We start from the raw sequence: 12,589 nt of genomic DNA on the forward strand, positions 1-12,589 counted from the left end.
CATTGTCCACTGGCGGGCCACGGCTTTCTGGTTGGGCCCGCGAAGTAAGTACGGTAGGGGTATGAGCAGTCCGTTACGCACGCCAGACTCCCCGCAGCTAGGACGGCTTCCGCTTGCACGCGGGGCCATAGACCGCGGCAGTGAGCGGAGGACAGCCGGAGACCTCTTCGAGCAGATCAGTGCCCTGGAGACCACCCGGGTGATGTACTTTTCCCGCGGGAAGGCCCTGATCCGGGAAGAGAAACTCGTCCTTGAGCCCGCCGGTCCCGAAGGCTTTGGCGATGAGCCCGTCTACCTGGGCCGAACGCTCGAAGACGGCCAGGTTCCTGCCGGTGCGGACATAGTGATGGTCACGCTGGCCGAACCCGATCCTGAGATGGAAAGCAGCGGTGCCCGCTGGGCAGGGCTGCGCGACGTCGCGGTTACTCTGGGGTCCCTGGACGCGGGACTGTTTGTGGAAGCCTGTGCGGTTGCGAACTGGCATGCCACGCACACCCACTGCCCGCGCTGTGGTGCCCCCACCCGAATGGAGCAGGGCGGCTGGGTGCGCCGCTGCTCCGAAGACGGCAGCCAGCACTTCCCCAGGACTGATCCGGCGATCATCGTGGCCATCACCGACCCCCAGGACCGGATCCTGCTGGGGCGGGCCGCGGCCTGGCCGGGCAACCGTTATTCCACCCTTGCCGGCTTCGTGGAACCCGGGGAGTCCCTCGAAGCGGCAGTCATCCGCGAGGTGGCGGAGGAATCCGCAGTCGTGGTGCGCAACCCGCAGTATCTGGGGTCCCAGCCATGGCCGTTCCCGTGCTCGCTGATGCTTGGTTTCTGCGCCGAGGCGGATGGCACCGAACCGCGGGCCGACGGCGTCGAAATGGCAGACGTGCGGTGGTTCACCCGCAGGGAACTCACCGATGCGGTCGCCTCCGGGGAGCTCAGCATCCCCTCTTCCATCTCGATTGCCCGGAACCTGATCGACCGCTGGTACGGCGGCCCCGTTCCGGAACCGGAGGGCAGCAAGTGAGCATTGATACCCTCGAAGCCCGCATCCTCGCCGGTCTCGACGACGAGCAGCGCGAAGTAGCGACCACTCTTTCCGGGCCGCTCTGTGTCCTTGCCGGAGCCGGCACCGGCAAGACCCGTGCCATCACCCACCGCATGGCCTACGGCGTCCACTCCGGCATGTACAAGCCGCAGCAGGTCCTCGCCGTAACCTTCACGGCCCGTGCCGCCGCTGAGATGCGCACCCGGCTGCGGGATCTCGGTGCAGGGGGCGTGCAGGCGAAGACATTCCACGCTGCTGCCCTGAAACAGCTGCAGTACTTCTGGCCGCAGACCGTCGGAGGGCCGCTGCCCGCACTGCTGGACCATAAGGCGCAGCTCATCGCCGAGGCGGCACGCAGGCTGCGCCTCTCCACCGACCGGGCGGCTATCCGCGATGTAGCAGCTGAGATCGAGTGGGCGAAGGTTTCAATGCTGACCCCGGACAGCTATGTGCGGGCAGCAGCAGGCCGTGATGCTCCTGCGGGCTTCGACCTCACCACCGTCTCGCGCATCTTCCAGTCCTACGAAGACGTGAAGGTAGACCGCAACGTCATCGACTTCGAGGACGTACTGCTGATTATCGTCGGCATCCTGCAGGAAGATCCGCGTGTGGCTGCGACGGTACGCGACCAGTACCGCCACTTTGTGGTGGACGAATACCAGGACGTTTCGCCGCTCCAGCAGCGGCTGCTGGATCTGTGGCTGGGGGAGCGGGATGAACTCTGTGTAGTCGGCGATGCCAGCCAGACCATCTACTCCTTCACCGGTGCCACGTCCCGGCACCTGCTCGAGTTCACTCACCGTTTTCCCGGCGCCCAGGTAGTCAAGCTCGTCCGGGACTACCGGTCCACACCGCAGGTCGTGAACCTGGCAAACCGGATCCTTGCTGCGCGCACGGCAGAGGGGGAGCGCTCGCGGAATGCTCCTCCCTGGCCTGCGCCCCTCGAACTCATTGCCCAGCGCCAATCCGGTCCGGAACCGGAGTTCACCGAGTGTTCGGATGACGAGGCAGAAGCCGCACAGGTTGCCGGCCGCATCCGGAAGCTTCTCGATGCAGGGGTTGAAGCCAGCCAGATCGCGGTCCTGTTCCGCACCAACGGACAGTCCGAAGCCTATGAGCAGGCCCTGTCAACCGCAGGAATCGGGTATCAGCTGCGCGGCGGCGAGCGGTTCTTCGCCCGGCGTGAAGTGCGGGACGCTATGCTCCAGCTGCGCGCGGCGTCCCGGTCCGTCGGGAACGAACCCGTGCCCCAGCTGGTACGTGACATCCTGGCCAACCTCGGGTACACGGCCGAGCCGCCCTCAGGCGGAGGAGCTACCCGGGAGAAGTGGGAGTCACTGGCTGCGCTCGTTGCGCTGGCTGATGAGCTGCATGCGAACCGCACCCTGGACCCGGACAGCATCTTTACCCTGCAGGATTTCACCGCCGAGCTGGAGGAGCGGGCCGCTGCCCAGCATGCACCGAAGGTACAGGGAGTGACCCTGGCCAGCCTGCACTCAGCCAAGGGCCTGGAATGGGACGCGGTTTTCCTGGTGGGCCTGAGCGAAGGACTCATGCCGATTTCCTTCGCGGACACTCCGGAAGCCGTTGATGAAGAACGGCGGCTGCTCTACGTGGGCATCACCCGTGCGCGGGAGCATCTCTTTCTTTCCTGGTCGACAGCCCGGACGCCAGGCGGCCGGGCGAACCGCAAGCCCTCCAGGTTCCTTGACGGACTTCGGCCGAATACCTCGCGTGACACCGGTACCCCGCGGCAGGCAAAGCCTGCCCGGCGGAAGGTCACCGGGCCGGCCAAATGCCGTGTCTGCGGGAGCCTGCTTGTCAGCGGAGCGGAACGGAAGATGGGCCGCTGCGGGGACTGTCCCGCAACTTATGACGAGGCAACCTTTGAAGCACTGCGTGAATGGCGGCGGGAGGCAGCCGCAGAGGCCGGCGTCCCGGCGTTCGTTGTGTTCACGGACGCTACCCTGGTTGCCATCGCCGAGGATAAGCCGCCTACGCTGAACCGGCTTGCGACGCTGCCGGGTGTGGGCCCCTCCAAGCTCGAACGCTATGGCGAGGCCGTGCTCGAGGTGCTGTCCAAGAGCCCGCAGCTGTAGTTCCGGCGCGGCTAGGCCGCCCGGGCGGACTGCAGCCGGCATCCGCAGCTGGGGTGGAACTCCAGCGGCTCTATGCCGGCATGGCCGTCGGCAGCACGAAACTGCAGCACGGCAGACCAGGTCACCGGCTGGGCCACCCCGTCGATGAAGGACAGCGCCTGTCCTGCGGCGGCAGCGGCTGCCAGGGCCGCTGAGGACACTTCTTCGCCTCCCGGACCTGCGTTCTCATCCTGGGCGGGGCCCTCCGGAGCCAGGGCAGCGGCATACCAGCCCGGATCCGCGTCCCCGCGGTGCCGGTCCAGGCACCCCAGGCATGGTGTTGCCCCGGGAACCACCAGCGGGCCAACCTGGTAACCGTACTGCTGGGCCGCTATTGCCAGGTGCGGCTGCTCGCGCCGGCCTTCGGGCAGGGCGTGCAGCGGGGCAGGCTGCTCGCAGGCCAGAATCGACAGATCGACGCCAGCGGGGCCGGCTTCGGCTGACGGCCACGGGATCTGAACCACCCGCACAGTGGGGTCGATTCGGTACAGCTGGCGTTTGACAGCCTGGAACCGCGGCATCCCGATATCAGTCAGGGCGTAGGCGGGTCCGACGTCGCTGGGACGCACGATACCCGCATCGCCCAGCAGCACGGTGCCAATACCGGCGGCCGCAAGGATCCGTGCGGCCAGCGCCCCGCACCGGCCAAGTCCCAGGACCTCGACGGCTGCCGAGCCGCGCAGCGCTACCGGTTCCAGGGCGTCGCGGCCATAGACGGCCGAGAGCCGTTCAAGGTCGGGACCAAGCCGCTCCTGGCGCAGCGGCGGCAGGAGCCTGCGGTCAGCCGGATTCGCCAGCAGAACGGGTGCCAGCGCCCGAAGCAGCTGCTCGCTGCGCTGGGTGTCAACACCTGCGGCTGCCGCCGCTTCCGGTTCTCCGCCGTCGGGAATCCCTGAGCGCAGGGCATGGATGAACGTGAGGTCGGCGTCCGTCAGTCCGGCGAGGAGAAGGGCTCCGCTGCCCAGCCCGAACTGCCGGCGGTCCGAACCGAGGTCCAGGACGTAAATCCCCGGGTTGATCCGCATGTCTGGACTCCTTCGGATTGGAATGTGCTGTGCCGGGGCACCATGTAAGCACGTCCAGGATGGGGCCGCAGGAGTTTTCCACAGGTTTCGAATGCACCCGTCGAGGCGAATAATGTGGAGATATGCCATCTGTCTCCACCCCAGCCACCACCCGTGCCGGGCTGCCCATCGAAGTGCGGCGTTCGGCACGCCGCAAGCGCACGGTCAATGCCGTTTTCCGGGACGGAGTGGCCGTTGTTTCGATCCCTGCCCACTTCACAAAGGCCCAGGAAGCCGAGTGGGTCCAGCGCATGGTGGACAGGCTGGAGACCAAGACGGCCGCTCCGCCTGCCGCGGACCCGGCGGAGGCGCACTCCGGGCTGGCCGAACGCGCCGCGGAGCTGTCCCGGCAGTACCTGGGCGGTGCGGCCCGGCCAATTTCCGTCCGCTGGGTGGGGAACCAGAACTCCCGCTGGGGCTCTGCGACTCCGGCCAGGGGGACCATCCGGCTGTCCGACAAGCTGATCGGCATGCCCCAGTGGGTGGTGGACTACGTGCTGCTGCACGAGCTCGCGCACCTGATCGAGGGGTCCCACAGCCCGAAGTTCTGGCGCCTTCTCCAGTCCTATCCGCACACTGAAACAGCCAAGGCTTATCTCTCCGGCGCCGCGTACGCCAGTGCGCGGGGTCTTAAGGGAGAGTTCGCCGAGGACTAGGCGGAGGGTCCGTTCTTTCCGGAGCCGTCCCCGGAGCCATGTTCATCCGGGCCGTCGCCTTCGGAACCGCCGTCGCCGCTATCCGGCCGGGACTCCGTACCGTCTTCGCTGTCGGCAGCGCCGTCGTCCTCAGGAGTGTCGAACCCGCCGTCCAGCAGCCGCCGGAGCGCTGCATCCACGTCGGAGTCCGAAGCGTCCAGCAGCTCGCGCCGCTTGCTGAAGCCCGCGGGATCATCCAGGTCCTTGGAAGTTGGCATGAGGTCCGGGTGCTGCCAGATGGCGTCCCGGCCTTCGATCCCGCGTTCTTCGCGCAGCTGAGCCCACAGGGCGGATGCGTCACGAAGACGGCGCGGGCGGAGCTCAAGGCCCACCAGCGAAGCAAAGGTGTGTTCCGCCGGTCCGCCGCTGGCACGGCGGCGGCGGATCATTTCGCGCAGCGCCTGGGCTGAGGGAAGGTTCGACGTCGCTGCGGCAGCTACCTCATCCACCCATCCTTCAACCAGGGCTAGGGCCGTCTCCAGCCGTTCCAGGGCAGCGTCCTGCGCGGGAGTGCGTTCGGGCTGGAAGACACCTCCGGCGAGTGCTTCCTGGATCGACTCCGGGTTGGCCGGATCAATATCCCGGGCAACCTCCTCGATCTTCGAGACGTCGATGTGGATGCCCCGGGCGTAGCTTTCGATGAGGCCGAAGAGGTGGGCGGCGAGCCACGGCGCGTGGGCAAACAGCCGGGCGTGCGCGGCCTCGCGGACTGCGAGGTACAGCCGGACCTCGGCGTCGGGGACGTCGAGCCCCTCGCCGAACGAGGCGACGTTGGTCGGGAGCAGCGCCATGGTGCCCTCGGACAGGGGCAGGCCAATGTCGGTTGAGCTGAGGACTTCCTTGGACAATGCGCCAACTGCCTGGCCCAGCTGGATGCCGAACATGGCCCCGCCCATGTTCGCCAGCATGGAAGAAGCGCCGCCCATCATGGACTTCATTTCTTCCGGCATCTGAGTGGTAATTGCATTTGAGAGTGCCTGGGAGATGCTGACTGCCACCGGCTCGGTCAGCCGCCGCCAGGAGTCCATTGTGGCTTCAACCCACTCTGCGCGGGACCAGGCCCTGCCAAGAGTCGTTGTCGAGGGGAAATCCGTTACCGGATCGAGCCACATCTGAGCTACGTGAAGGGCTTCGTCCACCTCGCGGGCCTGGGACGCCGTAATCGACGGGTCACCTCCCGCTGCGGCCACCCTTCTGGCGTTGTCTTTGGCGAGCTGCCAGTTGACCGGCCCGTCGGACGGGGTGCTGAACATGGCCTGGACCTGCTGGAAAATCATGGCCATGGCGTTCGGATCCGAAGGCAGGCCGGCTGCCTTGGCCAGTTCCTGCGGGTCGATGCCTCCGGCCTGGCCTCCGCCGCCAAAGAGGCGGGCAAGCATCTCGGACAGCGGATCCTGGGGAGTGTCCCCGTGGTCGGAGGGATTTGAGCTCATGGGTACCACCGGTCCTGTGGAAGTTCTAGTGCATTGGCAGCGGTGGGTCACCGGCTGCGTGGAATCCCACGTTACCGGCACCTGCCGGGCACTGTCCCGTATTCGCGGGATTCGTTCGCTGTTGGCAAAGGCGCACGTGGGAGAATGTCGGCAGAGCCCGTGTGCGCCCGGGTCCAGGCAAGCCCATTCCCGTGCGCATGTACCGCCCGATACTCCCGGTGCCAGACCGGACTGAGGCCACGAGCCCCAGGAAAGGACAGCAGATTGCGTTCTCCGAACGAAGAACCGCCCGCAGGCAGCGCAGCAGGTGCCGAACCCGCAGGCACTGCCCCGCGCGCACGCCCGGGGCAGCGCCCGCCCCGCCGCCGGGCGCTGATGATCGCCGGCGGCACCGCATTCGTGCTGGGCGCTGCTGCCCTGCTGCTGCCCGCCCCGTACGTCCTTGAATCGCCCGGACCGACTTTCAATACGATCGGGGAAATAGGGGACAGCCCGCTCATCACCATCGAAGGTGAGCAGACGTACTCGACGTCCGGGGAGCTGGCGCTCACCACCGTGTATGTGTCCGGAGGCCCTAATGGTGCGGTGAACATGGGGGAAGTGGTCGGTGCCTGGCTGGATCCGCAGGACGCCGTGCTGCCCGTCGATTTCGTCTATCCGCCGGGAACTACCAGGGGGGAAATCCAGGAGGGCAACGCCGAGGCCATGACCTCTTCGCAGGAATCCGCTGTGGCGGCCGCACTGGATGAACTGGGGATTCCGTTCACGGAGGAAATCTCGGTGGCCGGGATCATGGAGGGTGCTCCGGCGGAGGGTGTGCTGGAAACCGGAGACATCATTGTGTCAGTGGACGGCAATCCGGTGACCAGCGTGGAGAGCCTGCGTGAATCACTGAATGCCACCGGCGGGGACGCCGCCCGTATTACGGTGAGGCGCGACGGAGAGGAACAGACCCTTGAGGTGACCCCGTCCCTGGCGGAGAGCGGTGCATACCAGGTAGGCGCCTACCTGAGCATCGATTTCACCTTCCCGTTCGAAGTGGCAATCGCCCTTGAGAATGTCGGCGGAGCCTCTGCCGGGATGATGTTCGCACTGGGAATCATCGACAAGCTGACCCCGGGGGAATTGACCGAGGGGCACCGCTTCGCAGGCACGGGCACCATCGATGCTGACGGCCAGGTTGGACCGATCGGCGGCATTGAGCAGAAGATGGTTGGCGCCGCGGAATCGGGAGCAGAATTTTTCCTGGCGCCTGTTGCCAACTGCGATGACGTAACGGGTAATATTCCGGACGGCCTGGAAGTGGTCAGCGTGAGCACCCTGGAAGAGGCGCTCACTGCCGTGAAAACCCTCGCATCCGGGAGCGGTGCCGGGGACCTGGCACGCTGTCCGTGACGGTGCCGGGACACCGCAGGCGCGGAGGGATCGAATCACGATCCTAATAAGGTTCCCGTCCTAACCGCTGATAAGTGGCCCCGAGCGCATTTAACAGGGCAGAATAAGGAACCACGGCAAGAAACGGGCAGGCCGTCGGACACAGGGGTCGTTAGTTGCTTTGATACCGAGGCAGCAGAGATCCGAACTCGCCGAGCTGCCGCAGGTGCCGTGAGCCGACGTACCGAACGATGAGGTAACTGTGACTTCCGGACCTAATGGCCCATTCTCCCGACCGAGCCCCAGCACCACCCGTCGGCGGCGCAGCCCGCTGATTGCCACCCTGATCGTCGTAGCCGTACTGGTGATCGGGTTTGTCTACTTCTCCCAGGTTTACGCTGACGTGCTCTGGTACAACCAGCTTGGCTTCCTTGAGGTCTTCGTCAAGGAAAACCTGACGCGGATTGCGCTGTTCGCAGCAGCTTTCCTGATCATGTCAGTCTGTGTGTACTTCAGCATCCGTGCTGCCTACTCATCACGGCCGATCTATGCGCCCGACAGCGCCCTGCAGGACAACCTGAACCGCTACCAGGCGCAGCTTGAGCCGGTGCGGAAACTGCTGATGATCGGCATTCCGGTTGTGGTCGGCGGTTTCGCCGGCACGGCGGCAATGGCCATGTGGGAACAGGCTCTGCTGTTCTTCAACCGCAAGGACTTCGGGCAGACCGACCCCGAGTTCAACATGGACTACAGCTTTTACCTCAATACGCTGCCGTTCGTGGGCTTCATTGTCGGTTTCCTGATCTCTGTCGTGGTGGTCAGCGGTATTGCCGGCCTGCTCACCCATTACCTCTACGGCGGCATCCGCCTGGAAGAAAAGGGTGTATTCGTCAGCCGTCCGGCGCGCATCCACATTGCCGTGATCGCCGCATCCTTCCTGCTGCTCCAGGCCGTGAACTTCTGGCTGGACCGCTACAACACCCTGCTGAGCACCTCCGGTGCCTGGACGGGTGCCCTGTACACCGACGTCAATGCCGTCATCCCGACCAAGGCGATCCTTGCGGTGGCCTCGGTGATCGTGGCGCTGCTGTTCATCCTTTCGGCCATCATCGGCCGCTGGCGCCTGCCGATCATCGGCACGGCGATGCTCGTGATCACCGCCATCGTTGCCGGCGGGGTCTACCCCTGGATTGTGCAGCGCTACCAGGTCGTTCCCTCGGAGCAGACGCTTGAGCGCGAGTACATCCAGCGCAACATCGACCTGACGCGCGAAGCCTACGGGCTTGCCGACACCGAAGTGATCGACTACGACGCAACGGTTGATGCCAACGCCGGGGCCCTGGCAGCCGATGCCGGAACCACCGCGAACATCCGTCTCCTGGACCCGAATGTCGTTTCGGACGCGTTCGGCCAGCTCCAGCAGTTCCGCCAGTACTACCAGTTCCCGGAAACCCTGAACGTTGACCGCTACGACGTAGAGGGCGACGTCCAGGACACTGTTATTGCCGTCCGTGAGCTGAACGTCAACGGCGTTCCCGATGGCTGGGTGAACGAGCACATCCTGTACACCCATGGCTACGGCGTGGTTGCTGCCCGCGGCTCCACCGTCCAGCCTGACGGCAAGCCCAGCTTCATGGAATCCGGAATCCCCTCCACTGGTGTGCTGGGAGACTACGAGCCCCGGGTGTACTTCGGTGAGTCCTCCCCGGACTACTCCGTAGTAGGTGCGCCTGAAGGATCCGCTCCGGTGGAGATCGACCGTCCGCAGACCGGCAATGCCGAGGACGACACGCAGACCACCTTCTCCGGTGACGGCGGACCGAGCGTAGGCAACCTGTTCAACCAGCTTGTCTACGCCATCAAGTTCCAGTCCACGGAGCTGCTGCTCTCCGACTTCGTTAACGAAGACTCCCAGATCCTCTACGACCGCGATCCCCGCGAACGCGTGGAGAAGGTTGCTCCGTACCTGACGGTGGATGGAAACGCCTACCCCGCCGTTGTTGACGGACGAGTGAAGTGGATCGTGGACGGTTACACGACCAGCCGCTACTTCCCGTACTCCACCCAGCAGGAACTGGCTTCGGCCACTACCGACTCCCTGACCGGCGGCGCCTCAGCCGCACTGCCGGCAGACCGGGTGAACTACATCCGCAACGCGGTCAAGGCGACCGTGGATGCGTACGACGGTTCCGTGACCCTCTACGCCTGGGACGACGAGGATCCGCTGCTGAAGGCCTGGCAGGACGTCTTCCCGTCCACGCTGAAGCCCTACAGCGACATGTCAGCGGACCTGATGGCGCACGTCCGCTACCCGGAGGACCAGTTCAAGGTCCAGCGTGAGCTTCTGGGCCGCTACCACGTCACCGATGCCGAGTCCTTCTACAAGAACGACGACGCGTGGTCCGTTCCGTCCGACCCGACCCGGACGAACTCCGACGTCAAGCAGCCGCCGTACTACCTCTCGCTGCAGATGCCGGGCCAGGACGCGCCGGCATTCTCCCTGACGACGCCGTTCATTCCGTTCGTAGCCCAGAACGGCGAAGCCCGGAACGTGCTCTACGGCTTCCTCGCGGCCGACGCCGACGCCGGCACCGGCAACGACGGCGAGAAGTCGGAGGAATATGGAACTCTGCGGCTGCTCGAACTCCCGACTGATACGGCTGTGCCCGGCCCCGGCCAGGCACAGAACCGCTTCAACTCGGATCCGACCGTTTCCAATGCGTTGAACCTGCTGCGCCAGGGTGCCTCCGAAGTCATCAACGGCAACCTGCTCAGCCTGCCCGTAGGCGGCGGCATGCTCTACGTGCAGCCCGTCTATGTGCAGTCCTCCGGTGCCTCCTCCTATCCGACGCTCCAGCGCGTCCTGGTGAACTTCGGTGAAAAGGTGGGCTTCGCTCCGACCCTGGACGAAGCACTTGACCAGGTCTTTGGCGGCGACTCCGGAGCCGTTACCGGCGATGAGGAGAATGTTGGCGAGACGCCGGTTGATCCCAGTGCTCCGCCCGTGGAGACCACGGCCCAGGCAGACCTTGAAACTGCACTGTCCGACGCAGGCGCTGCAATCCAGGAAGGCCAGGAGGCCCTGGCCAGCGGCGACTTCGCAGCCTATGGCGCAGCGCAGGACAAGCTGAACGCCGCGATCCAGCGGGCCATCGCTGCACAGGACAAGATGGCAGGCGCAGCAGCGGGTGCCGATTCGGGCGACGCCGGTGCAGAGGATAGCGGGAACGAGGGTTCAGGAGAGTAGCCGGTTTGCAGCTCAACCCCGCGGCGGGTAACATGGATAACACGCCGCGGGGTGGAGCAGTTCGGTAGCTCGCTGGGCTCATAACCCAGAGGTCGCAAGTTCAAATCTTGCCCCCGCAACCAAGAAAATCCCCGTCCGGGTTCCGGACGGGGATTTTGTTTTGCCGGCAGTGCACCCATCAGCGCCGGCCATGCCGTCTTTGGGGGACTGGTTCCAACGAACCCGGGCTCCACTACACTGCGGGAATGAATCCCCGCCAGTATCCGGGGTTGAACGGAAGGCCGGAGCCGCGTGTCCAGAACGACCCGGACCGCGGTGAGAGTGCGCTGCAAAAACTGGACCGGAACTGGACGGACCTGCTGCAGGAACTCCGGGTACTGCAGACGGGTATTCAGATCCTTACCGGCTTCCTGCTGACGCTGCCTTTCCAGGAGCGGTTTACCACCCTTTCACCCATACAGGTGGGAATCTACCTGGCGCTGGTGGTGCTCTCCGTGCTGGTCACCGCTGTCCTGATGTCCACCGTGGTGATGCACCGGTCCTTCTTCCAGCGGCGGATCAAGTACCAGCTGGTGCGCAACAGCGACCTGCTGCTGCGCTGGACACTCGTGCTGGTGGGGCTGATCCTGATTGGCACGCTGGGACTCGTTTTCGACCTCGTGCTGGGCGGCTGGGCAGGAGCTGTGGCCGCCGGCGCAGCCGCACTGGTGCTGCTGCTCCTTTGGATCGTGGTTCCGCAGCGCAGCAGGAGGCTCGCGGTTCGCCGGAAACTCGAAAGCAGCACCTGACACGGAAGCAGGCCGGCACCCGCATGGGGTGCCGGCCTGCTGCGGTAATGAGGAAACTAGTTCTGTTCGATTGCTGACTGGTTGGCTGCAGAGGCCTTCAGAGCGGCAAGCCGGGCTTCTACCTCCGTCTGCTCGCCCAGGTCCTCCAGGGACTCGAACTGAGCGTCGAGGCTGGAGGCAGCGAGCTCATTGGCACCGCGTACCTTCGCCTCTTCACGGCGGATCTTCTCTTCGAAACGGCCGACCTCAGAGGTGGGATCCATGACGTCAATGCTCTTGATCGCGTCGTGCATCTGGTTCTGCGCCGCAGCGTTGCGGGAGCGCGCGATAAGTTCGTTGCGCTTGGACTGCAGCTGCTGGAGCTTGTCCTTCATCTGGTTCAGCCCGGTCTTCAGCCGCTCGACGATTTCTTCCTGGGAAGCGATTGTCGGCTCGGCGCCGCGGGCCTCGTTCTCCGAGGCCATCTGGCGCTGGATTGCCACCTTGGCCAGGTTGTCGAACTTCTGGGCATCGGCGGTGTTGCCGCTGGCCCGGAACTCGTCAGCCTTGCGCGAAGCTGCGAGGGCCTTGTTGCCCCAGCTGCGTGCATTTTCCAGGTCCTCGTTGTAGTCGTCCTGAAGCATGCGCAGGTTGCCGATGGTCTGCGCCACGGCGCTTTCCGCCTCGGCGATGTTGTTGCTGTAGTCCCGGACCATCTGGTCAAGCATCTTCTGGGGGTCTTCCGCCTGGTCCAGAAGCGCGTTGATGTTGGCCTTGGCCAGTTGGGCGATCCGCCCGAATATGGACTGCTTTACCATCTGTCTGCCTTTCA

General features: G+C 65.1%; 9 protein-coding genes and 1 tRNA gene. 7 read left to right on the forward strand and 3 right to left on the reverse strand.

The genetic code is table 11. The annotated features are described in order from the left end of the window. Positions 1 to 61 precede the first annotated feature (61 nt). Together nudC and FYJ28_RS04990 are read left to right on the forward strand one after the other, a co-directional pair. Positions 62 to 1,018, forward strand: a complete 957-nt coding sequence (gene nudC / locus FYJ28_RS04985) for an NAD(+) diphosphatase (RefSeq protein ID WP_055239515.1) — start codon at positions 62 to 64, stop codon at positions 1,016 to 1,018. Beyond that, complete coding sequence (locus FYJ28_RS04990) at positions 1,015 to 3,138, forward strand: ATP-dependent DNA helicase UvrD2 (protein ID WP_326831515.1); 2,124 nt, start codon at positions 1,015 to 1,017, stop codon at positions 3,136 to 3,138. The genes nudC and FYJ28_RS04990 overlap by 4 nt, the downstream gene beginning before the upstream one ends. Before the next feature lie 11 nt (positions 3,139 to 3,149). Here the strand turns inward: FYJ28_RS04990 and FYJ28_RS04995 are convergent, their stop codons facing one another. Next, positions 3,150 to 4,202, reverse strand: a complete 1,053-nt coding sequence (locus tag FYJ28_RS04995) for a ThiF family adenylyltransferase (RefSeq protein ID WP_195840598.1) — start codon at positions 4,200 to 4,202, stop codon at positions 3,150 to 3,152. Positions 4,203 to 4,324: 122 nt separating this feature from the next. Here FYJ28_RS04995 and FYJ28_RS05000 point away from each other — a divergent pair, with 122 nt between their 5' ends. Next, positions 4,325 to 4,897: a M48 metallopeptidase family protein gene (locus tag FYJ28_RS05000; RefSeq protein ID WP_154578453.1), complete on the forward strand. Its 573-nt coding sequence runs from the start codon at positions 4,325 to 4,327 to the stop codon at positions 4,895 to 4,897. On the opposite strand, the gene FYJ28_RS05005 is transcribed toward FYJ28_RS05000, so the two are convergent. Further along, a complete protein-coding gene (locus tag FYJ28_RS05005) occupies positions 4,894 to 6,369 on the reverse strand; it encodes a zinc-dependent metalloprotease (RefSeq protein WP_154578454.1) in 1,476 nt (491 codons plus the stop codon). The two genes, FYJ28_RS05000 and FYJ28_RS05005, sit on opposite strands and share 4 nt — an antisense overlap. A gap of 264 nt (positions 6,370 to 6,633) precedes the next feature. Here FYJ28_RS05005 and FYJ28_RS05010 point away from each other — a divergent pair, with 264 nt between their 5' ends. The 4 genes from FYJ28_RS05010 to FYJ28_RS05025 all read left to right on the forward strand — a co-directional run bounded on the left by FYJ28_RS05010 (position 6,634) and on the right by FYJ28_RS05025 (position 11,778). Continuing rightward, the gene (locus FYJ28_RS05010) at positions 6,634 to 7,764 is read left to right on the forward strand and encodes a YlbL family protein (RefSeq protein WP_229780224.1); all 1,131 of its coding nucleotides are present in this window, start codon (positions 6,634 to 6,636) and stop codon (positions 7,762 to 7,764) included. Between the two features lie 241 nt (positions 7,765 to 8,005). Further along, positions 8,006 to 10,990 (forward strand): UPF0182 family membrane protein, encoded by a 2,985-nt coding sequence (locus tag FYJ28_RS05015; protein ID WP_404320474.1) that lies wholly within the window; start codon positions 8,006 to 8,008, stop codon positions 10,988 to 10,990. Between the two features lie 45 nt (positions 10,991 to 11,035). Then, positions 11,036 to 11,112, forward strand: a tRNA-Met gene (locus FYJ28_RS05020). A 123-nt stretch (positions 11,113 to 11,235) separates the two neighbouring features. Continuing rightward, on the forward strand, positions 11,236 to 11,778 hold the full coding sequence (locus tag FYJ28_RS05025) for a DUF6328 family protein (RefSeq protein ID WP_229780226.1): 543 nt from the start codon (positions 11,236 to 11,238) through the stop codon (positions 11,776 to 11,778). Between the two features lie 56 nt (positions 11,779 to 11,834). Here the strand turns inward: FYJ28_RS05025 and FYJ28_RS05030 are convergent, their stop codons facing one another. After that, positions 11,835 to 12,575 (reverse strand): PspA/IM30 family protein, encoded by a 741-nt coding sequence (locus tag FYJ28_RS05030; protein ID WP_055239521.1) that lies wholly within the window; start codon positions 12,573 to 12,575, stop codon positions 11,835 to 11,837. Positions 12,576 to 12,589 lie beyond the last annotated feature (14 nt).

The sequence above is a fragment of the Arthrobacter sp. BL-252-APC-1A genome (assembly GCF_009696625.1).
Classification (GTDB): Bacteria; Actinomycetota; Actinomycetes; order Actinomycetales; family Micrococcaceae; genus Arthrobacter_B.

What these genes read in the sequence shown, in the direction of transcription:
- FYJ28_RS05005 (WP_154578454.1), bottom strand. Translation starts at nt 6,369, where the DNA reads ATGAGCTCAAATCCCTCCGACCACGGGGACACTCCCCAGGATCCGCTG.
- FYJ28_RS05025 (WP_229780226.1), top strand. Translation starts at nt 11,236, where the DNA reads ATGAATCCCCGCCAGTATCCGGGGTTGAACGGAAGGCCGGAGCCGCGT.
- FYJ28_RS05000 (WP_154578453.1), top strand. Translation starts at nt 4,325, where the DNA reads ATGCCATCTGTCTCCACCCCAGCCACCACCCGTGCCGGGCTGCCCATC.
- FYJ28_RS05030 (WP_055239521.1), bottom strand. Translation starts at nt 12,575, where the DNA reads ATGGTAAAGCAGTCCATATTCGGGCGGATCGCCCAACTGGCCAAGGCC.
- nudC (WP_055239515.1), top strand. Translation starts at nt 62, where the DNA reads ATGAGCAGTCCGTTACGCACGCCAGACTCCCCGCAGCTAGGACGGCTT.
- FYJ28_RS04995 (WP_195840598.1), bottom strand. Translation starts at nt 4,202, where the DNA reads ATGCGGATCAACCCGGGGATTTACGTCCTGGACCTCGGTTCGGACCGC.